At 29.9% G+C, this 20,458-nt stretch carries 21 protein-coding genes; 19 read left to right on the top strand and 2 right to left on the bottom strand.

Features of this window, described 5'->3' with window-relative positions; translation table 11 throughout:
- Positions 1 to 34: 34 nt before the first annotated feature.
- The 3 genes from FYJ27_RS05195 (at position 35) to FYJ27_RS05185 (ending at position 2,864) form a co-directional block, all read left to right on the top strand.
- Positions 35 to 1,831: an ABC transporter ATP-binding protein gene (locus FYJ27_RS05195; protein WP_154483827.1), complete on the top strand. Its 1,797-nt coding sequence runs from the start codon at positions 35 to 37 to the stop codon at positions 1,829 to 1,831.
- A gap of 152 nt (positions 1,832 to 1,983) precedes the next feature.
- Entirely contained in the window at positions 1,984 to 2,601 is a 618-nt protein-coding gene (locus tag FYJ27_RS05190) for a DUF4878 domain-containing protein (protein ID WP_154483793.1), read from the top strand.
- Between the two features lie 41 nt (positions 2,602 to 2,642).
- The gene (locus FYJ27_RS05185) at positions 2,643 to 2,864 is read left to right on the top strand and encodes a YdbC family protein (protein ID WP_154483792.1); all 222 of its coding nucleotides are present in this window, start codon (positions 2,643 to 2,645) and stop codon (positions 2,862 to 2,864) included.
- A 53-nt stretch (positions 2,865 to 2,917) separates the two neighbouring features.
- Here FYJ27_RS05185 and FYJ27_RS05180 read toward each other — a convergent pair whose 3' ends face one another.
- Complete coding sequence (locus tag FYJ27_RS05180; RefSeq protein WP_154483791.1) at positions 2,918 to 3,367, bottom strand: CBS domain-containing protein; 450 nt, start codon at positions 3,365 to 3,367, stop codon at positions 2,918 to 2,920.
- 210 nt (positions 3,368 to 3,577) lie between these two features.
- Between FYJ27_RS05180 and FYJ27_RS05175 the strand changes: the two genes are divergently transcribed.
- From FYJ27_RS05175 to FYJ27_RS12725, 13 genes are all read left to right on the top strand, one after another.
- Positions 3,578 to 4,558, top strand: a complete 981-nt coding sequence (locus tag FYJ27_RS05175; protein ID WP_154483790.1) for a polysaccharide deacetylase family protein — start codon at positions 3,578 to 3,580, stop codon at positions 4,556 to 4,558.
- On the top strand, positions 4,548 to 5,546 hold the full coding sequence (locus FYJ27_RS05170) for an LCP family protein (RefSeq protein WP_154483789.1): 999 nt from the start codon (positions 4,548 to 4,550) through the stop codon (positions 5,544 to 5,546). Before FYJ27_RS05175 ends, FYJ27_RS05170 begins: the two co-directional genes overlap by 11 nt.
- A 159-nt stretch (positions 5,547 to 5,705) precedes the next feature.
- Positions 5,706 to 6,659, top strand: coding sequence for an LCP family protein (locus FYJ27_RS05165; RefSeq protein WP_154483788.1), 954 nt, complete (start codon positions 5,706 to 5,708; stop codon positions 6,657 to 6,659).
- Between the two features lie 135 nt (positions 6,660 to 6,794).
- Entirely contained in the window at positions 6,795 to 8,159 is a 1,365-nt protein-coding gene (locus tag FYJ27_RS05160; protein ID WP_154483787.1) for an MATE family efflux transporter, read from the top strand.
- A 163-nt stretch (positions 8,160 to 8,322) separates the two neighbouring features.
- Complete coding sequence (locus tag FYJ27_RS05155; RefSeq protein ID WP_154483786.1) at positions 8,323 to 8,688, top strand: CidA/LrgA family protein; 366 nt, start codon at positions 8,323 to 8,325, stop codon at positions 8,686 to 8,688.
- Positions 8,681 to 9,373, top strand: coding sequence for an LrgB family protein (locus FYJ27_RS05150; protein WP_154483785.1), 693 nt, complete (start codon positions 8,681 to 8,683; stop codon positions 9,371 to 9,373). The genes FYJ27_RS05155 and FYJ27_RS05150 overlap by 8 nt, the downstream gene beginning before the upstream one ends.
- A 72-nt stretch (positions 9,374 to 9,445) precedes the next feature.
- A complete protein-coding gene (gene msrA, locus FYJ27_RS05145) occupies positions 9,446 to 9,922 on the top strand; it encodes a peptide-methionine (S)-S-oxide reductase MsrA (protein WP_154483784.1) in 477 nt (158 codons plus the stop codon).
- 117 nt (positions 9,923 to 10,039) lie between these two features.
- Positions 10,040 to 10,873, top strand: coding sequence for a DegV family protein (locus tag FYJ27_RS05140; protein ID WP_154483783.1), 834 nt, complete (start codon positions 10,040 to 10,042; stop codon positions 10,871 to 10,873).
- Between the two features lie 236 nt (positions 10,874 to 11,109).
- Complete coding sequence (locus FYJ27_RS05135; protein ID WP_154483782.1) at positions 11,110 to 13,434, top strand: anaerobic ribonucleoside triphosphate reductase; 2,325 nt, start codon at positions 11,110 to 11,112, stop codon at positions 13,432 to 13,434.
- A 12-nt stretch (positions 13,435 to 13,446) separates the two neighbouring features.
- Positions 13,447 to 13,953 (top strand): anaerobic ribonucleoside-triphosphate reductase activating protein, encoded by a 507-nt coding sequence (gene nrdG, locus FYJ27_RS05130; protein WP_154483781.1) that lies wholly within the window; start codon positions 13,447 to 13,449, stop codon positions 13,951 to 13,953.
- A 67-nt stretch (positions 13,954 to 14,020) separates the two neighbouring features.
- On the top strand, positions 14,021 to 14,578 hold the full coding sequence (locus tag FYJ27_RS05125; RefSeq protein WP_154483780.1) for a nitroreductase family protein: 558 nt from the start codon (positions 14,021 to 14,023) through the stop codon (positions 14,576 to 14,578).
- 77 nt (positions 14,579 to 14,655) lie between these two features.
- Positions 14,656 to 15,156 carry a GAF domain-containing protein gene (locus FYJ27_RS05120; RefSeq protein ID WP_154483779.1) on the top strand — a complete coding sequence of 167 codons (501 nt, stop codon included), beginning with the start codon at positions 14,656 to 14,658 and terminating at the stop codon, positions 15,154 to 15,156.
- A gap of 24 nt (positions 15,157 to 15,180) precedes the next feature.
- Entirely contained in the window at positions 15,181 to 15,525 is a 345-nt protein-coding gene (locus tag FYJ27_RS12725) for a DUF3221 domain-containing protein (protein ID WP_326831039.1), read from the top strand.
- Between the two features lie 59 nt (positions 15,526 to 15,584).
- Here FYJ27_RS12725 and FYJ27_RS05110 read toward each other — a convergent pair whose 3' ends face one another.
- Complete coding sequence (locus FYJ27_RS05110) at positions 15,585 to 16,937, bottom strand: transglutaminase-like domain-containing protein (protein WP_154483778.1); 1,353 nt, start codon at positions 16,935 to 16,937, stop codon at positions 15,585 to 15,587.
- Positions 16,938 to 17,063: 126 nt separating this feature from the next.
- Here FYJ27_RS05110 and FYJ27_RS05105 point away from each other — a divergent pair, with 126 nt between their 5' ends.
- The 3 genes from FYJ27_RS05105 (at position 17,064) to FYJ27_RS05095 (ending at position 20,386) form a co-directional block, all read left to right on the top strand.
- A complete protein-coding gene (locus FYJ27_RS05105) occupies positions 17,064 to 18,479 on the top strand; it encodes a site-specific DNA-methyltransferase (RefSeq protein ID WP_154483777.1) in 1,416 nt (471 codons plus the stop codon).
- Positions 18,480 to 18,503: 24 nt separating this feature from the next.
- Positions 18,504 to 19,961, top strand: coding sequence for an aminoacyl-histidine dipeptidase (locus tag FYJ27_RS05100; RefSeq protein WP_154483776.1), 1,458 nt, complete (start codon positions 18,504 to 18,506; stop codon positions 19,959 to 19,961).
- 83 nt (positions 19,962 to 20,044) lie between these two features.
- Positions 20,045 to 20,386 carry a DUF1292 domain-containing protein gene (locus FYJ27_RS05095; RefSeq protein WP_154483775.1) on the top strand — a complete coding sequence of 114 codons (342 nt, stop codon included), beginning with the start codon at positions 20,045 to 20,047 and terminating at the stop codon, positions 20,384 to 20,386.
- The last annotated feature ends 72 nt before the right edge of the window (positions 20,387 to 20,458 follow it).

Raw genomic sequence — 20,458 nt, 5'->3', positions numbered from 1 at the left:
TCCAATGGGTCCTGGTCCAAAGGGGCATGGACCTATGGCAGGAAAGTTTGAAAAACCAAAGGATTTTAAAGGAACCTTCTCTAAACTTCTTGATTATTTAAAACCATATAGATGGAAATTAATCATAGTAATAATATTTGCTATAGGAAGTACAATTTTTTCAATAGCAGGACCTAAAATACTTGGGAAAGCAACAACCAAAATATTTGAAGGACTAATAAGGAAGGTATCTGGTACTGGAGGAATTGATTTTCAATATATAAGAAATATAATCCTAACATTAATAGGACTTTATGGATTGTCTGCACTATTTTCTTATATACAAGGGTTTATAGTAACTGGGGTATCTCAAAAGGTATCTTATAATTTAAGAAAAGAAATCTCACAAAAGATAAATAGATTACCTCTTAAATATTTTGATTCAGTAACTTATGGAGAAGTATTATCAAGGGTTACCAATGATGTGGATACAGTCAGTCAATCTCTAAATCAAAGCTTAAGTCAGATAATAACATCAACTACTACTTTAATAGGTATACTTATTATGATGTTATCTATATCTTGGCAAATGACCATTGTTGCTCTTTTGATATTGCCTATATCTATGGTCATAATAATGGGTATAGTTAAGAGGAGTCAAAAATATTTTAAGGCACAACAAAAATCCCTTGGTGAAGTCAATGGGCATATAGAAGAAGTATATGGTGGACACAATATAGTTAATGCTTTTAATGCCAAGGAACAAGTAGTTACAGAATTTGAAGATATTAATACAGAACTTTATGATTCTGCTTGGAAAGCCCAATTTTTATCAGGAATGATGATGCCTATTATGAATTTTGTTGGCAATCTAGGATATGTTGGGGTTTCAATTTTAGGTGGATGGCTTACTATTAAGAAAACTATAGAAGTAGGAGATATACTTTCCTTTATTCAATATATAAGAAGCTTTACTCAACCTATAACTCAAGTTGCACAAATAAGTAATGTATTGCAATCTACTATGGCAGCAGCAGAAAGGGTATTTGAATTTTTAGGTGAAGAAGAGGAAATAGAAAACTCTCAAACTCCTATTAAGCTTAGAGAAGTTGAGGGTAGGGTAACTTTTGAAAATGTTAAATTTGGATACGATGACGATAAAATTATAATAAAAGATTTCTCTCAAACCATTAAAGCAGGGCAAAAAGTTGCTATTGTTGGACCTACAGGGGCAGGTAAGACTACTATAGTTAAACTTCTTATGAGATTCTATGATTTAAATGGAGGTAGAATACTTCTTGATGGCCATGATATAGTAGATTTTACTAGAGATGATTTAAGAAGTAATTTTGGCATGGTTTTGCAAGATACATGGCTTTTCAGTGGTACTATAATGGAGAATATAAGGTATGGAAGGTTAGATGCTACAGATGAAGAAGTGATTAGAGCTGCAAAGTTAGCCCATGCCCATAGATTTATAAAGACTTTGCCAGATGGTTATAACATGGTTATAAATGAGGAGGCAAGCAATATATCTCAAGGTCAGAAACAACTTCTTACTATAGCTAGAGCAATTCTTTCAGATCCTAAAGTGCTCATATTAGATGAGGCTACATCTTCTGTAGATACTAGGACTGAAATACTTATACAGAAGGCTTTAGAAAATCTTATGAAAGGAAAAACAGCTTTTATAATTGCTCACAGACTTTCAACTATAAGGGATTCAGATTTGATCTTAGTTATGAAAGATGGAGATATTGTAGAACAAGGTAACCATGAAGAACTTATATCAAAAGATGGATTCTACGCTTCCCTTTACAACAGTCAATTTGAAGATGTAGAAGCATCTTAAAAAATAAAGTATTAAGTAAAAATAGTTAGTAATGCTCATTACTAACTATTTTGCTATACTAGAAAAGGTATATATAAAAAGAGGAAAAAAGAAAAATATGTAGAAAATTAGTATAAGGTATTTATGAATATATAAAAGGTGGTGTTTATTAAATGAAAAGAGCTTTTTCAGTATTATTAATTTTAGTATTAACTTTTAGTATAGTTGGATGCACAAAAAATAATCCTGAAGATACTGTTGAATCTTTTTTAAATGATGTTAAAAATGGCAATATAGAAAATTTAAGCCAGTATTTAAAAGAAGATGATGACTACGAGGTTGATGCTGATGATTTTATGTTAAAAGATGAACTTGAGCAAGCTATGATAAAGGCTTATTCTAAACTAGAATATGAGATTTTGAATACAGAAGTAGATGGTAATAAAGCAACTGTAGAAACAAAGATTAAAGCTCCAAATCTAGGTGAAGCAATGAGTAGTACTATATCAGAATTGCTTCCAGGTGCTTTTATGGATGCTCTTGAGGAAGCTTTTGATGAAAACCCAGAAAAAGAATTTGATGAAGAAGCTTTCCAAAAGAAGATGGAAGAAACTTTTATAAAGAAGATTAGTAAAGACGATATATCAATGGTTGAAAATACAGTTAAAGTTAAAATGATAAAAAAAGATGATAAATGGTTAATAGATTCAGATGATGAATTTTTTAATGCACTATCAGGAAATCTAAAGAAAGTTTTTGACAGTTTTGATGATTTTGATGATATGGAATAAGTTATATAGGGTATTTTTTAAGTTAGTATAGGAGGTTTTTTATGGCAAATTTTAAATATGAAATTATAAAAAATATAGGAAATATTTCAGAGTCTCCTAAAGGTTGGACCAAAGAGCTAAATCTTATTAGTTGGAATAATAGGGAACCAAAGTATGATTTAAGAGACTGGGCTCCAGAACATGAGAAAATGGGGAAAGGTATTACATTGACTAAAGAAGATTTAAAAGAACTAAGAGATATTTTAAATAATATGGATTTATAAAAAACAAAGGGGAACAGCCTATTTGTATAGTCTGAATCCCCTTTTTAAGAGTCTTACTTTTGAGTATAACCTTTTATAATATCTTTTCTACTTATAATTCCTACTAGCTTTCCTTCTTTTAGGACAGGTACTCGATTGATTTTTTTATCTATCATAATAGAAGCTATTTCTTCAATGTCTTCTTCATAATCTACAGTTATTACATCTGTTGTCATCATATCCTTTGCTTTATAAGCTGTCATCTTTTTTATTTGGTTTTCAATGGTTTTAAAACTTTCTAAAAATATATAACTACCTAGCAATTCAATATGTGTAGGGATTTTTAATTTTTTACTTCTATAAATTAAATCGGCTTCTGTTATCATACCTACAACTTCATTTTCATCATTAACCACTGGTAAACCACTTATATTGTATTCTAATAATAACTTAGCTATGTATTCAACGCTATCGTCTTCTTTTATTGTAATTACATTTTCTGTCATAATATCTTTAGCTAACATATTATCACCTCTCTACTAATTATATATATAATATACCCATAAATACCTAATTCATATATAAGTAAATTTATATTACAAAAAATCTTTAAATACAACAATTTGTTGGGTTATTTTATTTTTATTTTGATTTGTAATTTTTTCGTAACCTATGAAGTCGAAAAAGATAGTATAGTATAATAAGATAAGAAAATAGGATATGAGGTGAGCAACATGAGAAGAAAAAAGAATTCTAAAAGGAAATTAGAACTTACAAAGATGAAATTATTTTTATTATGTTTAATTGTATTTATAATGTTTGTTGGGATTGGGAGAAGTATTGGAGAAAAACTGACTTCAAAGGCTACTAATGGAGAAGAGAAATTAGCAGAAAATGAAGAAAAATTGGAGTTGGAAAGAAAAAGAAAAACTGAAAAAGAAAAGGAAATCAAAAACAATAGTGAAAAAGAAATAAAGAAAGAGAAACATAATGAAGAAAAAGAAGAAACAAAAAAAGATACTGAAGTAGTAGAAAAAGATGTACAAGCCAAAGAAATAAAGGAAGAAGAAAAACCTATAGACCAGGAAAAAGAACCTTCTAATGATAATAAGAAGGTGGCATACTTAACCTTTGATGACGGACCATCTGTAGTTGTCACACCTCAAATATTAGACATATTAGATAATTGTAATGTGAAGGCGACTTTTTTTGTAATTGGATCATTGGCGGAACAAAACTCTGATTTGATTAAAAGAGAATATAATAGTGGACATGCTATTGGAAACCACACTTATTCTCATAACTATAAATATATATATGGCAGTGTAAACAATCTTTTATCAGATATAGATAAATGTGAAAATGTTTTAAAAGGTATTTTGGGAGATGATTTCCATTCTGCTGCTTTTAGATTTCCAGGAGGTTCTTTTGGCCAGAAAAAACAACCTTTTAAAGATGTTTTAAAGAATAAAGGTATTGGTTATGTAGATTGGAATGCTTTAAATGGAGATGCTGAAGGACATAATATTCCAAAGGATAGGCTGGTACAGAGACTTGTACAAACTACTCAAGGAAAAAACAAAGTTGTAATACTTATGCATGATGCAGGGGCTAAAAAGACTACAGCTCAAGCTTTACCAGAGATTATTAACTATTTTAAAAACCAAGGATATGAGTTTAAAACCATAGATCAGGAGGCTTTAAATGGATTCTAGAAGAGAGAGAAAGAAGACGAAAAAGTTAGCAAAGAGGAAGAGACGATTTAGAAGAATACTATTGATTGTAACAATTATAATTTTAGCAACATTTGCCTATGTAAATGCCCACTTAAATAATCTAAAAACTACTAATATATCTAAAGATGATGAAAGTTTAGGAATAAAGAAGAAAGATAAGGAAGATGAAATTATAAATATAGCATTATTTGGTGGAGATAGAAGAGGTAAAGAAGATGTAGTTCATTCAGATGCTATAATGGTTTTAAGTATTGATAAAGTCCATAAAAAAGTAAAGTTATCTTCAATTATGAGGGATACTTATGTTGATGTTTATGATCATGGTATGACAAAGATAAATCATGCCTATGCCTATGGAGGGCCAGAACTTGCTATTAGAACATTAAACGAAAATTTTAATTTGAATATAAGGGATTATGCTTTTGTAGATTTTTATAGTTTTGAAGAACTTGTAGATGCTGTAGGCGGAATTGATATGGATATAAAAGAAATAGAGATAAAAGAGATAAACAGATGTATAAGAGAGGTAGCAGCCATAAAAAATACAGAGCCTACTTTAATTAGAAATTCTGGAATGAACCATTTGAATGGAGAACAGGCAGTAGCCTATTCTAGAATAAGGAAGGTAGGAGGAGGAGATTATGAAAGAACGGAAAGACAGAGAAAGGTAATGGATGAATTATTTAAAAAAGGAAAAGATGTAGATATAAGTAAGTATCCAGCAATAATTGATATCATTTTTCCTTATATAGAGACCAGTCTTTCAAAAATGGAAATAATGAAACTCGGGACCTATGTTCTAACTAATAATATACAAACTATAGATCAAGCTAGATTTCCTACAGATGAGCATAGCCATGGAGAGTTTATAGAAAAAGTATGGTATCTAGTTACAGATTTAGAAGAGACGGAAAAACAGATCCATGAATTTATTTATGAAACTATGGATCAAGTTAAAATAGACTAAAAAGAAACCTAAAAGGTTTCTTTTTATATATAATTAAAGGAATATAAACAAATTTGTAGAAAGATATAGTATAATAGATAAAAAGCTAGCAAAAATTAAAGAAAGGATGGTGAAGCTTCTGGTTTTTAGGAAAAGTATTTAAAATCAGGAGTGAGGGGAATGAAGAAGAGAAATATAGCAATAATAGTAGTCTGTGCGCTGATATTAGGAGTATTTTTATATGGATATTCTTATTTGAATGATATTAAAACTGTAAAAATATCTAAAGAAGATAAGGATTTAGGTATAAAGCCTAAGGATAATTATAAAGAGAAAGATAAAGATAATAAAGTAATAAATATAGCATTATTTGGCGGAGATGGAAGAGATGAAAAGGATGTATCCCGTTCTGATTCAATAATGATATTGAGTATAGATAAAGCTAATAAGAAATTAAAATTATCTTCAATTATGAGGGATACCTATGTTGATGTTTATGGACATGGTATGACAAAGATAAATCATGCCTATGCCTATGGAGGACCAGAACTTGCTATTAGAACATTAAACGAAAATTTTAATTTGAATATAAGGGATTATGCTTTTGTAAATTTTGATAGTTTTGAAAAGGTTGTAGATACTATAGGCGGAGTGAATATTGAATTAAATGAATCAGAGGTAAGGGAAATAAATAAGCATATTAAAAATAGTTCAATTAAAACACCAGGAATGAATCATTTAAATGGTCAGGAAGCTCTTACCTATTCTAGAATAAGGAAAATAGGGAATGGAGATTATGAAAGAACAGAAAGACAGAGAAGGGTAATAGAAGAAATATTTGAAAAAGGGAAGAACATAGGAATAACAAAATATCCAGAAGTAGTAGATAGTGTTTTTCCTTATGTAGAGACAAGCCTTACAAAAATGGATATAGTGAAACTTGGAACTTATGGCTTGACTAATAATATTAAGACTTTAGAACAAAATAGATTTCCTAAAGATGAGCATAGCCATGGAGAGTTTATAGGAAAAGTATGGTACCTAGTTACAGATTTAGAAGAGACGGAAAAACAGATTCATGAATTTATATATGAAGATAGTAATATAAATCAGGAAGAAGAGGCACTTAATTAAGTGCCTTTTTTTAATATTTAAAGTATATCTTATAAAAAATATTACTTTTCATTCACATATGTAAAAAAATATGATAACATAGTAATGTTACTCTTTTATAGATATATAGAATATTAATAGTAAAGGGGGAGTTGAATGGTAGAGTCTATGTGGAAAGATAAGACATTTTTTAAAGGAATGTTGGGAATTGCTCTTCCTATTGCACTTCAAAATTTAATTACATCTTCTCTAAATATGGTAGACACACTGATGATTAGCAGTCTTGGTGATGCTAGCATAGCAGCTGTTGGCCTGGCCAACCAAGTCTTCTTCTTTTATATGCTTATAGTATTTGGTATAAATAGTGGTTCATCCATATTTATATCACAATTTTGGGGAAAAGAGGATATTAAAAATATAAGAAAAATATTGGGACTAGCTATTTGCTTAGGTAGTGTAGTAGGAATACTTTTTACTATAGCTGCTTTTTTTGTCCCTGAATTTTTAATGAATATTTTTACTAAAGATGCAGAAGTAGTAGCTTTAGGGGCAGATTATTTGAAAATTGTATCTCTAAGCTATATTGTTACAGCTATTGGTTTTTCATATAGTGTAGCAGCTAGAAGTATTGGCCAAGCTAGAATGCCTATGGTGGTTAGCGCTATATCCTTTGTAACCAATACATTTTTTAATTATTTACTTATATTTGGAAAATTTGGTTTTCCTAGATTAGGGGTTAAAGGTGCTGCTTATGGAACTTTAATAGCTAGAATAGTAGAGTTAGGATTTATATTATATGCGGTATATTCTGATAGAGGGGTTTTAGCAGCAAGTATAAAGGATTTAACTGGATGGGGAAAGGATTATTTTATGAAGTATATTAAAACTACTTATCCAGTTATTTTAAATGAAGCTATTTGGGCATTAGGAAATATTATGTATTCTATAGCCTATGCAAGAATAGGAAAGGAAGCTATAGCAGCAGTTCAAATAGCAACTACTGTACAAAACATATTTATGGTAATTTCCAGAGGTTTAGCCAATGCAGCCACTGTAATGGTAGGGAATAAAATAGGTGGCAATGAAGAGAAATTAGCTGTTGAATATTCAAAAAGATTTTTAACTATAGCTACTATGACAGGAGTTGTACTTGGAATGGGATTATTTTTCTCAGCAGGGACAGTTCTTAAATTATTTAGAAAGCTAACTCCAGAAGTATATGAAATTGCTAAAAATATCCTTAAAGTAATTGGAATTGTATTTTTTATAAAGATGTTTAATGGTACTATGATAGTAGGAGTTTTAAGGGGTGGAGGAGATACAAAATTCTCCCTGTTTTTAGAATTAGGCTCAGTATGGTTAGTAGGAGTACCTATGGCTTTTTTAGGAGCATTAGTATTTAAACTTCCAGTCCATATAATTGTAGCCTTTGTATCATTAGAAGAAGTAGTAAAAGCAGTTATAGGTATACCTAGATTGATTTCTAAGAAATGGGTTAAAAATGTTACAGAAAGTATGTAGCTAAAATGAAAACAGGAGATAAAAGTATACTTTTATCTCCTGTTTTTTGATATATTTAAAAAATGTATTTTAGGGTAAATGTATTTTATAGCTTAAATTAGAAATATACAATATAATATTTAATATATAAAATTTTGTTTTTAGTTGAAAGGAGAAAGTCTACATGAAGATATTTAGACAATTGGCTATAATATTTGGAGTATTATTTGCAGGACATTTGTTTCAAAATATTATAGGATTACCTATACCGGGAACTATTATAGGAATGATAATTCTTTTAGCATGTCTTATGACAGGAATTATAAAAATAGAAATGATAGAAGATGTAAGTAAATTTTTATTAGAACATATAACTTTTTTCTTCATACCACCGGCAGTAGGTATAATTTCATCTCTAGAATATGTTAAGGATGACTGGCTACCAATTACAATAATAATAACTTTATCAACTATTATAGTTATTGGAGTAACTGGCTTAACAGTACAGGGATTAAAAAAGCTGCAAAGAGGAGATGGAAAAGATGGCTAAATATTTGAATACACCTATATTTGGGATTTTAATTTCTATAATAACTTTTGAAATAGGATTATTTATAAATAGAAAGACAAAGATAGCTATATTAAATCCAATGCTTATATCTGTAACTCTGATTATAAGTTTTTTATTATATTTTGATATTGATTATGAAATATATGAAAAAGGTGGCAGTATAATAACTTTCTTTTTAGGACCAGCTACAGTAGTACTTGTAGTACCGTTGTATAGGCAAATTGAAAAGCTTAAAAAAAGTGGAATACCCATATTAGTAGGAATATTAGTAGGAGCATTTACAGCCATAGTTAGCACATATTTTCTAAGTAAATTATTTGGATTAGAAGAAAATATAGTACTATCCCTTGTTCCTAGATCTGTAACTGCGGCTATATCTATTGAAATTTCCAAAGAAATAGGAGGTATTCCGAGCTTAACAGTAGCTGCAACAACTCTTACAGGTATTGTTGGAAGTATATTGGGGCCTTATATATATAAGGTTTTTGGAGTAAAAGATGAAACTGCCCAGGGAGTAGGTCTAGGTAGTGGAGCCCATGCACTAGGAACTGCTAAGGCAATGGAATTAGGTGAAACTCAAGGGGGGATGGGTTCATTGTCTATAAGTGTGGCAGGTCTTATAACGGTTTTTTTAGCACCTTGGCTAATGAAATTATTTAATTGAAATAAAATAATAAATATTTTATGAGAATCATTTAAATATCTATGGGTAAAATATTTTGTAGAGGTGATAAATATGAAGGAGATAGTTTTTGCAGGTGGTTGTTTTTGGGGAGTAGAAGAGTATATGTCGAGAATTGATGGAGTTGAAGAAACAAAAGTAGGTTATGCTAATGGCAGGAAAGAAAATCCTACTTATGAAGAAGTATGTACAGGAAAGACTGGGCATGCAGAAGCTTGCTATGTAAAATATGATGAGAATGTGGTTTCTCTTGAACAGCTGTTATCTAGTTTTTGGAGAATAATAAACCCAACATTGTTAAATCAACAGGGTCCAGACATAGGTCATCAGTATAGAACAGGTATTTATTATATAGATGAGGTAGATCTTTCAACTATTGAAAAGAGCTTAAAAGAAGAACAGAAAAGATATGATAAACCTATTGTTACAGAAGTAAAGCCTCTTTATTCTTTCTATGATGCTGAGGAGTATCATCAAAAGTATTTAAAGAAGAATCCTGGAGGATATTGCCATATTAATTTAGATATTTAGTTTATAATTTTCCATGTTTTTTAAATAAAATAGATCAATTTATGAGTCCCTATTGTAACTGAAAGCAATAAATGGTAGTATAAATACACACCAATTAAAAGAAGATGGGGTGAAATAATGGAATACAAAATAGTTAGTGATAGCAGTTGCGATTTAAATGAGGGATTAAAAAAACAAATGGATGTTGGATTGGTTCCGCTGAAAATAGACATAGACGAAGAAACTTTTGTAGATGACGAAAATTTAAATGTAGATGAACTTTTAGAAAACATGAAAAACAGTAAAAATCATGTTAAAACATCAAGTCCTTCTCCAGGAGATTTTCTTAAAGAATATGAAGAAGGTGAGAATGTATTTGTAGTAACAATATCTTCACAATTAAGTGGAACATACAATTCTGCAATCCTTGCTAAGAATATTATTGCTGATAGTGCGGAAAAATTTATTCATGTATTTGATTCTAAAAGTGCCTCAATAGGGGAAACCCTCATTAGTATGAAAATCTTTGAGCTTATACAAGAAAAATATGATAATCTTGATATAGTAAATAAAATAGAACAATATATCAATGAAATGAAGACTTTTTTCATACTTGATAATTTAGATAATTTAATTAAAGGTGGTAGACTGACTAAAATTGCTGGACATATTGCTTCTTTTTTATCTATAAAGCCTATTATGGGTTCAGATGAAAAGGGTACTATCAGGTTGGTTGATAAGGTGAGAGGTACTAAAAAAGCTTTTAGGAGGCTTGTTGATATAATAGGAGAAGAAGGAAAGGATATTGAAGACAAGGTACTTGGAATATCTCATTGTAATAATGAAGAAAGAGCAAATAAACTTAAGGATGAAATAAGCAAAAGGTATAACTTTAAGGATATTATAGTTGTAGAAATGGCCGGATTAAGTTCTGTTTATGCAAACGATGGCGGAATAGTTATAGCTTTTTAATATAAAACTTAAAATTTTAAAAAGAGAACCTAGTAGGTTCTCTTTTTAAATGATATATAATCTTATGATTTTAAAATAGAAAGGCTTTTTAAAACTATTGACACAATATATAGTTGTTTGTTATCATATAGTAACAATATGTAGTAATTACTAATGGAAATTAAAATATATAACTAATATAGTTTATCACAAAAAATAAAAAATAAAAGTGCTAAATTTTTAAGGAGGCCAATTATATGATTACAAAGATTAAAAAAAGAGATGGCAGAGAGGTACCTTTTAATATAGAAAAAATTGCAAATGCTATCTTTAAAGCAGCTGAAGCTGTTGGAGGACAAGATTATAATACTGCATTAAAATTAGCTGAAGAAGTAACACTGTATTTAGAGGATAATTTTAAAGGGGAGATTCCAGAGGTTGAAGACATTCAAGATGGAGTTGAAAAAATACTTATAGAAAGTGGCCATGCTAGAACAGCGAAAGAATATATTCTTTACAGGTCGGAGAGAAACAAAGCTAGAGAAATGAATACTAGACTTATGAAGGTCTATGAAGATTTAACTTTTAAAGAAGCTAAAGATAATGATTTAAAGAGAGAAAATGCTAATATAGATGGAGATACTGCCATGGGGACTATGCTTAAATATGGTTCTGAAGGTGCAAAGCAATTTTATGATTTATTTATACTAAATCCTGATCATTCTCATGCCCATAAAAATGGGGACATACATATACATGATTTAGATTTTTTAACATTGACTACTACTTGTTGTCAAATTGATTTATTGAATTTATTTAAAGGTGGTTTTTGTACAGGTCATGGATACCTAAGGGAACCTAATGATATACAAAGCTATGCAGCATTAGCATGTATTGCAATACAATCAAACCAAAATGATCAGCATGGTGGTCAAAGTGTGCCTAATTTTGACTATTCAATGGCTCCTGGAGTAAGAAAAACTTATAAAAAAGTTTATAGACATAATTTAATTAAAGCTATAAACTTAATGGTTGGAGAAGAATTAGAAGAAAAGGTTAATAATATATTTGTAAAAACAGAAGAAGAACAGGGATTGATTCCTACTTTAGCTGAAAGTGAAGAGTATAAAAAAGCAGAGAAAGAGTATCTATTAGAGTTATTAGAAGACGAATCTTCGGTTGATAAAATACAAGATTTTGTTGAAAAGAACTCAATTAAAGAAACAAATAGGAAGACCTATCAGGCTATGGAGGCTCTTATTCATAATTTAAATACAATGCATAGTAGAGCAGGAGCTCAAATACCTTTTAGTTCTATTAACTATGGAACTGATACATCTGAAGAAGCTAGAATGGTAATAAAGAATCTTCTTCTTGCTACAGAAGCTGGACTTGGAAATGGTGAAACACCAATATTCCCTATTCAGATATTTAAAGTGAAAGAGGGAGTAAACTATAATCCGGGAGACCCAAACTATGACTTATTTAAACTATCTTGTAGAGTAAGTGCGAAAAGACTATTTCCTAATTTCTCTTTTATAGATGCCCCTTATAATTTGCAATACTATAAACCAGGCCATCCTGAAACAGAAATAGCTTATATGGGATGTAGGACTAGAGTGGCAGCAAATGTATATGATCCATCAAAGGAAATTATATATGGAAGAGGGAACCTAAGCTTTACTACTGTAAACCTTCCAAGACTTGCTTTAAAAAGTGAAAAGAATATTGATCTATTTTTTGAAGAACTAGATAGAACTGTAGACTTAGTTATAGAACAATTAGTTGAGAGATTTGAAATTCAAGCTCGCAAAAAGGTAAAGAACTATCCATTTTTAATGGGCCAAGGCGTATGGATAGATTCTGATAAATTAGATAAAGAAGATGAAGTAAGAGATGTTTTAAAACATGGTACTCTTACTGCAGGATTTATAGGACTTGCAGAGTGTTTAAAAGCATTGACTGGAAAACATCATGGAGAATCGGAAGAATCTCAAAAGTTAGGATTAGAGATAATAGGTTTTATGCGTGAAAAGATGGATAAAGCAAGTAAAAAGCATAATATGAATTTTTCTCTTATAGCAACTCCAGCAGAAGGAACTGCAGGAAGATTTGTAGGGATGGATAGGGAAATCTTTGGAGAAATCGAAGGGGTAACAGATAGGGAATACTATACAAATAGTTTCCATGTACCAGTATATTATGAAACCAATGCTTTCCACAAAATAAAAACAGAAGCTCCTTATCATGAATTAACTAATGGAGGCCATATTACTTATATAGAATTAGATGGAGATCCAACTCAAAACTTAGAAGCTTTTGAAAAAATAGTAAGGGCTATGAAGGAATCAGGAGTAGGATATGGCTCTATAAATCATCCTGTAGATAGGGATCCAGTTTGTGGATATACAGGCATTATAGGGGATACATGTCCTAAGTGTGGAAGAGAAGAAGGGGATATTAAATTCCAAAGAATTCGCCGCATAACTGGATACCTTGTAGGAACATTGGATAGATTTAATAATGCAAAAAGAGCTGAAGAAAGTGATAGAGTTAAGCATTTTTCTTGCTCTCATAAATAAGAGGTGTCTTATATGAGTCAATATATAAAGGTAGCAGGAATTGTTAAAGAGTCTATAGTAGATGGACCAGGTATAAGGCTAGTTGTCTTTGGTCAAGGATGTAAACATCATTGTCCAGGTTGTCATAATCCAGAAAGCCATTCTTTTGAAGGTGGAGAACTTATGGAGATAGACAGCATTATGGAATTAGTAAAGGAAAATCCACTATTAGATGGAGTAACATTAAGTGGTGGAGATCCTTTTGAACAGTCAGAAAGCTTTGCTATATTAGCTAAAAAGGTTAAGGAATTAGGACTGAATATAATAACCTATACAGGCTATACTTATGAGGAAATATTAGATAATATAGATTTGATACCTGGATGGAAAAAACTACTTTATAGTACAGATATATTAGTAGATGGGAAATTTGAAATAGATAAAAAGAGTTTAATGTTAAAGTTTAAGGGGTCATCTAACCAAAGAATAATAGATGTAAATAAATCTCTCAAAACTGAAAAAATAATTGTTATAGGTTAATATATGATTATTTGTTGTTATTTAAGGGAATATATTAAATGACAATATATTTTGAAAGGTTGATATTATGGGAAAGAGAGATTTTAATGTTGAAATTTTAAAAGAAATAAAAGAAAGATGGTCACCAAGAGCTTTTAGTACAGAAAAGATAGATGATAAAGATATAATGGGACTTTTAGAAGCAGCAAGGTATGCTCCATCTTGTTTTAATGAACAGCCTTGGCGATTTATTGTGGCTAAATCTGATGAAGAGTTGGATAAGATGAGAAGTATAATTGTGGATTCTAACAGAGTTTGGGCAGATAATGCGCCAGTACTTATAATGCTTTTGTCTAAAAAAAGTTTTGAACATAATGACAAAGAAAACTATTGGCATATGTTTGATGCGGGAACGGCTTGGGGCTATATGTCTATTGAAGGAGAAAGAAGAGGCCTTATTACCCATGCGATGGGAGGATTTAAAAGGAAGAAATCTAGAGAAATATATGATATACCAGAAGATTATTCAATACTAACAGTTGTTGCAGTAGGTAAATATGGTGAAAAAGATAAATTACCTGAAGAACTTAAAAAAATGGAACAACCAGGAACTAGAAAAAATATTCAAAGTTTAACATTTAAGTAAAACAAAAAGCATCTAGTAAAAATCTAGATGCTTTTTATTTTTCTTGTGATAGAATTATTATATAAGGAGGCGGATTTATGTTTAAATTAGAACCTATAAAGAATATGACTGAGGAAGAAAGATATAGATATATGCAAATTCTTTTAAAAGGACAAGTTAGCTCTGAATCAGATGAAATTGCCAATATATCTAATGCTTCTGCTATTATAATGGCCTGTGTAGATAAATTAAATTGGGCAGGATTTTATATTTTAAAAAATGGAGAATTAGTTCTTGGACCATTCCAAGGGCTTCCAGCGTGCAATAGAATAAAGGTCGGAACTGGTGTATGTGGAACAAGTGTATTGGAAAGAAAGGTTTTAAGAGTTGAAGACGTTCATAAATTTCCTGGACATATAGCTTGTGATTCTGCTTCTAGATCTGAATTGGTTATACCTATTATAAAAAATGAAAAAGTCTATGGAGTATTAGACTTAGATAGTCCCTATGAAGGAAGATTTACTGAACTAGAAGAAAGGTATATGATTAAATTTGTTGAAACATTAAATGATTATATTGACTGGGAAAAGTTAATATAGGCTTGATTTTTAGGAGGGGGTAAAGTGAAGAGAAATGTGGTAATATTATTACTATTAATAATTATTTTTTCACTTGTTGGATGTGGGAAGAAGGAAGAGAAAATTGGAATCAGGGGAGAAATAACAGAAATAAATATTATGGAAGAAGAAATAATAAGTATACTTGTTGAAGGGGATATAGAGGAAGACATTATGTATGATAAAGCGAATGTAGAGATTAAAAACAGTACCAAAATATACAAAGATGAAGAAAAAGTAAGGGTAGAAGATTTAAAAGAAGGTCAGACTGTAGAAGTTATATTTGATGGAGCAGTGGCTGAATCTCACCCAGTACAAGGTTTAGCAAAATCTATACAAATAGTGGAATAAATCAATTTTAAATTTAAGAGGAGTTATCTCAAATTGGGATAACTCCTCTAGCTTGTTTTTTATAGTTCCTTTATCTCTATTGGTTCTAATATAGTTTCATATTCATGTTCACTTAAAAATCTATCTTCGTATTCTATTTCCCCTACTTGATTGTCAAAAGGATCATATCTATAATGATTTTTCATAGGTGTAAAATCATAGTTTACTTCAGAGTTTGCAACCATTCTAAAAGGATCCAGATTTCCAAAGAAGAAATTCCATCTTTTTTTATCTCTATTTCTTAGGGCTCCTCCACCATGAGAAGGGTCTGCAAATAGCCAACCATAAGGTTCAATATAGAATTCTGCCCAATCATGACATCCTACATAATAAGGACTTGAATAAAGGCCAGATTGCCATCTAGCTGGAATATTTACAATTCTACAAAGGGTTATAAATAGCAGTGCTTGAACTCCGCAATCCCCTTTTAAATTGGAAGCACAATACTCAGGAATATTTGTTATAGTGGCATATTGAGGCATAAATGAGTATTGTATATTCTTAGTTATATAGTCATATATTTTTCTTGCTTTTATGAGAGGATTAGTTTCTTGTCCAATTATTTCTTTAGCCAATTCCTTTAAAATCGGAGTAAATCTTATATGAGGTAACCATTCTTCAGTATAGAAAGTAGGTTGGATATTTGAAACCTTTTTTGGATCAAGAACATTATATTTAATATGATTTTCATAGGAATATTCTACAGTAAAAATTTCCTCTCCTTGTACTTTTTCTTCAAAATATATGGTTCTTTGAGGATGATTTTCTGGTGAAATAAATTTTGGCTTATGGGAAGTACTATGTATTTTAATATTTTTTATTTGTTGAGCATTTCTAGGAATAGGAATATGTACTCTAACTTTTTCTCCAACCCTTGCCTGTTCTTTTTTTAACCTAATTCCAGTTTTTAAATGTATAAAGTATTTTTTCTCTCCATTTTCTATTATTTCATCTATGGTTTTTCCAACTAGTTGAGAGTCTTTATTATCATCATCACTATTGACTACTCTATTTTTTAAATCTGTATTTACTTTTATAATATTTTTAAGAAATGAATGAATAAATTTAACTTCACCATCTATATATATCCAATCTGCATATTTTTCATCTTTCATTTTTTCTAATTCATCTTTTGTAAATCCTTTAATTTTCTTTGAAGCTAATTCAAAGGCTTTATCAAAAGTATAGATATAGTCCTCTTTCAACCTTCTTATTCTATCTTTTTCATACTGTATCCTATTTTTAAGTATGTGAGGAATATTTCTATCCATATAGATATCCATAAGCTCTAATGCTTTTTCATAGTCACCAAAATACATAGCTTTTTTAATATCTTCAGGAAGTTCCACTATTAAAGAATTATATATATTCATAAATCTCTCCCCCTATCAACTATTTAACAAAATTATATCTTAATATTTTAATAATATAAAGGTAAATGAAGGTATTTCAAAAAATTTATAGAATAAAAAGTATATAAGGGTTTAAAGGAGGATAAAATGAGCAATAAATTAATAATAGATGAACTTTCTAATATAGTAATAGATGGGAAGAAAGAAGTAGAAAAGCTTCTAAATAAAGACCAGTCAATTATAACAGAAAGCATAATAGTTCCTTCTAAAGAGGAAGGTGGATTTTTTAAAGGTGTAGTTGGAGATTTTCAAAAAAAAGAGGTTATTAATAGGTTTATTTATGGAGATAATCTAAATATAATGAAAGAATTAATAAAAGGGGAAAGCTGTCCTTCTTTGAAGGGAAAAATAGATCTTATATATATCGATCCCCCATTTTTATCAAAAGCAGATTATAATACGAAGATAAGCCTACCTTTAAAAGATAAAAAGGTAACTATAGAAAAATTTGCTTATTCAGATATATGGAAAGAAGGAATTGTTTCTTATCTAAAAATGTTATATCCTAGACTTTTACTTATGAAAGAATTATTAAGTGATGAAGGGAGTATATATGTACATCTGGATTGGCATATAGTTCACTATGTGAAGATTCTTATGGATGAAATATTTGGTGAAGATATGTTTTTAAATGAGATAATTTGGAGCTATAAATCTGGAGGAGTAAGCAAAAAATATTTTTCAAGGAAACATGATACTATACTATTATATTCTAAAACTGGGAAATATATATTTAATCCACAAAAGGAGAAATCTTATAATAGAGGGCTTAAACCTTATAGATTTAAGGGAGTAGAAGAATTTGTTGATGATATAGGATGGTATACACTAGTAAATATGAAGGATGTTTGGAATATAGATATGGTAGGAAGGACTTCTAAAGAAAGGGTAGGCTATGCAACTCAAAAACCTGAAAAACTCCTTGAAAGAATCATTTTATCTTCAACTAATGAAAACTCTATAGTAGCAGATTTTTTTGCTGGAAGTGGTACTACAGCAGCAGTTGCAGAAAGACTTAATAGAAGATGGATACTATCAGATATGGGCCTTACTTCGGCCTTAACTGTTCAAAAGAGAATTATAGATATAAAAGGACATCAGTTCCTATTCCAAAGGTTAGAAGGGGAAGAACTGACTTCTAATGGGGAATTAAAGATTAAAGGAATAGATAAACAAAATTTGAAAGATAAAGAAGAGTTAATTAGTATTGAATTGGAAGGGTATGAAATAGATATAGATAATATTCCAATTGAAAAAAAGTACAAAAAGTTAGTTGAAGAAGTACTAGAAGAAGATTCTTTAAATTTAATAGATTTTATAAGTATTGACCCAGATTATAATGGGGAAGTATTTATTAGTAGATGGCAAAATTTTAGGGAAAATGATATATATAAAGTTGAAGAATTTATTGAATTAAAATTACCTAAGAAACAGAAAAGGAATATAGCTGTAAAGGTAGTAGATGTATTTGGATATGAAAATAAATACATATTTGAAGTATAATTTTAAATGAAGGGATGGTTTTTTATGACAAGAGTATTAGAAAATTTAACTCCAGAAAAAGTATTTTATTATTTTGAAGATTTAACTAGAATACCTCGTTGTTCGGGAGAAGAAAAAAAGGTAAGTGATTATCTAGTAAACTTTGCAAAAGAACGTGGTTTAGAGGTAATTCAAGATGAAGCTTTAAATATTATAATAAAGAAACCTGGTACTAAAGGATATGAAAACTCACCAACAGTAGTTTTACAAGGACATATGGACATGGTATGTGAAAAAGAAGCAGACGTAGATCATGATTTTTCAAAAGATCCTATAAAACTTCAAATTGATGGGGATTATATAAAAGGAACGGGAACTACATTAGGGGCAGATAATGGAATTGCTGTGGCTATGTGTTTAGCAATACTCGATTCTAATGATATATCTCATCCACCACTAGAAGTACTTGTAACAACATCAGAAGAAACTGGTATGAATGGAGCAATTGCATTGGATCCAAAACATATTAATGGCAAAATCTTAATAAATATAGATTCAGAAGAAGAGGGGAAACTATTAGTAAGTTGTGCTGGTGGAGAAAGGGATAAAGTAGAAATACCTATAGTATGGGAAAAAGCAAAAGAAGATAAAATACCTTATCTTCTAGAAATTGCAGGTCTTAAAGGTGGCCATTCAGGTATGGAAATAGATCGAGGTAGAGGAAATGGCAATAAATTAATGGGTAGATTGCTTTATAAACTGAAAAAAGAAATAGACTATAGTATTGGAAAAATTGAAGGTGGAGCTAAGACCAATGCTATTCCAAGAAGTGGAGAAGCGCTAGTTTTAATAGATGAAAAAGATGAATTGAATTTAAAAAAGGTAGTTAAAAAAGTAGAAGAAGAGTTTAAAAATGAACTAAAATCAACAGATGAAAATGTAAGAATAGAAGTAAATAAAAAAGAAATAAATATAGATAAGGTATTTAGCAATGAAACCACTAGAAAAGTAATTACTACTTTAATGTTAATTCCTAATGGTGTTCAAACTATGAGTAAGGAAATAGAAGGATTAGTTGAAAGTTCAAATAATCTAGGCATAGTAAAAACTTTAGAAGATGTAGTTAGTTTTGAAAGCTCTATAAGAAGTTCTGTAAGAAGCTTAAAAGAAGACATAGCAAATAAAATGGCTATTATAGCAGAAATGTTAGGTGGAAATTGGGAAAGATATGCTTCTTATCCAGAATGGCAGTATGAAAAAGATTCTTATATAAGGGGAGTATTCCAAAAGGTTTATAAAGAAAAATTTGGAGAAGAAATAGAAATATCTGCAATTCATGCAGGCCTTGAATGTGGACTTTTCACAGAAAAGTTTAAAGAAATGGACATGGTTTCTTTTGGACCAAATATGTACAATGTTCATACTCCAGGAGAAAAACTTAGCATATCCTCTACTAAAAATATGTGGGAACTATTAGTTGAAGTTCTTAAAGAAATTAAATAAAATTTTATTTTCTATATACTTATAGTATATAATAGGATATTATAAGCATATATAATAAATAAACTCAAAAAAGGAGAATGATGATGACAAATAAATATGAAGAAAATCATGAATGTTGTAACCATTCAGATGAAGATTGTGGATGTGGCTGTAGTTGTGACCATGATCATGAAGAACCTGGTATAATATATCTTACATTAGAAGATGGTAGCGAAATGGAGTGCAGTGTATTAGGAATATTTGAAGTAGAGGATAAAGCATATATTGCATTGGTTCCTATGGGAGAAGAAGAGGTACTTTTATATGAATATATAGAAGTTGAAGATGGTATAGAATTAGGCCAGATAGAAAGTGATGAAGATTTTGAATTAGTTTCAGAAGCTTTCTACACATTGTTTGTAGAAGAGGAAGATATGAAGATTTAGATGAAGAATAAAAATTTTAATAAAAAGTACTTCAACTATTAGTTGGAGTACTTTTTAAATAAAATAGGAAGG

Source organism: Anaerosalibacter bizertensis (assembly GCF_009696605.1).
In the GTDB taxonomy this organism is placed as follows: domain Bacteria; phylum Bacillota; class Clostridia; order Tissierellales; family Sporanaerobacteraceae; genus Anaerosalibacter; species Anaerosalibacter bizertensis.
The sequence above is the reverse complement of the archived record's forward strand: the minus strand, read 5'-3'. Positions and strand labels throughout refer to the sequence as shown.

Coding starts and splice junctions, on each gene's coding strand:
- FYJ27_RS05195 (WP_154483827.1), top strand. CDS start 35: ATGGCAGGAAAGTTTGAAAAACCAAAGGATTTTAAAGGAACCTTCTCT.
- FYJ27_RS05190 (WP_154483793.1), top strand. CDS start 1,984: ATGAAAAGAGCTTTTTCAGTATTATTAATTTTAGTATTAACTTTTAGT.
- FYJ27_RS05185 (WP_154483792.1), top strand. CDS start 2,643: ATGGCAAATTTTAAATATGAAATTATAAAAAATATAGGAAATATTTCA.
- FYJ27_RS05180 (WP_154483791.1), bottom strand. CDS start 3,367: ATGTTAGCTAAAGATATTATGACAGAAAATGTAATTACAATAAAAGAA.
- FYJ27_RS05175 (WP_154483790.1), top strand. CDS start 3,578: ATGAGAAGAAAAAAGAATTCTAAAAGGAAATTAGAACTTACAAAGATG.
- FYJ27_RS05170 (WP_154483789.1), top strand. CDS start 4,548: ATGGATTCTAGAAGAGAGAGAAAGAAGACGAAAAAGTTAGCAAAGAGG.
- FYJ27_RS05165 (WP_154483788.1), top strand. CDS start 5,706: ATGAAGAAGAGAAATATAGCAATAATAGTAGTCTGTGCGCTGATATTA.
- FYJ27_RS05160 (WP_154483787.1), top strand. CDS start 6,795: ATGGTAGAGTCTATGTGGAAAGATAAGACATTTTTTAAAGGAATGTTG.
- FYJ27_RS05155 (WP_154483786.1), top strand. CDS start 8,323: ATGAAGATATTTAGACAATTGGCTATAATATTTGGAGTATTATTTGCA.
- FYJ27_RS05150 (WP_154483785.1), top strand. CDS start 8,681: ATGGCTAAATATTTGAATACACCTATATTTGGGATTTTAATTTCTATA.
- msrA (WP_154483784.1), top strand. CDS start 9,446: ATGAAGGAGATAGTTTTTGCAGGTGGTTGTTTTTGGGGAGTAGAAGAG.
- FYJ27_RS05140 (WP_154483783.1), top strand. CDS start 10,040: ATGGAATACAAAATAGTTAGTGATAGCAGTTGCGATTTAAATGAGGGA.
- FYJ27_RS05135 (WP_154483782.1), top strand. CDS start 11,110: ATGATTACAAAGATTAAAAAAAGAGATGGCAGAGAGGTACCTTTTAAT.
- nrdG (WP_154483781.1), top strand. CDS start 13,447: ATGAGTCAATATATAAAGGTAGCAGGAATTGTTAAAGAGTCTATAGTA.
- FYJ27_RS05125 (WP_154483780.1), top strand. CDS start 14,021: ATGGGAAAGAGAGATTTTAATGTTGAAATTTTAAAAGAAATAAAAGAA.
- FYJ27_RS05120 (WP_154483779.1), top strand. CDS start 14,656: ATGTTTAAATTAGAACCTATAAAGAATATGACTGAGGAAGAAAGATAT.
- FYJ27_RS05110 (WP_154483778.1), bottom strand. CDS start 16,937: ATGAATATATATAATTCTTTAATAGTGGAACTTCCTGAAGATATTAAA.
- FYJ27_RS05105 (WP_154483777.1), top strand. CDS start 17,064: ATGAGCAATAAATTAATAATAGATGAACTTTCTAATATAGTAATAGAT.
- FYJ27_RS05100 (WP_154483776.1), top strand. CDS start 18,504: ATGACAAGAGTATTAGAAAATTTAACTCCAGAAAAAGTATTTTATTAT.
- FYJ27_RS05095 (WP_154483775.1), top strand. CDS start 20,045: ATGACAAATAAATATGAAGAAAATCATGAATGTTGTAACCATTCAGAT.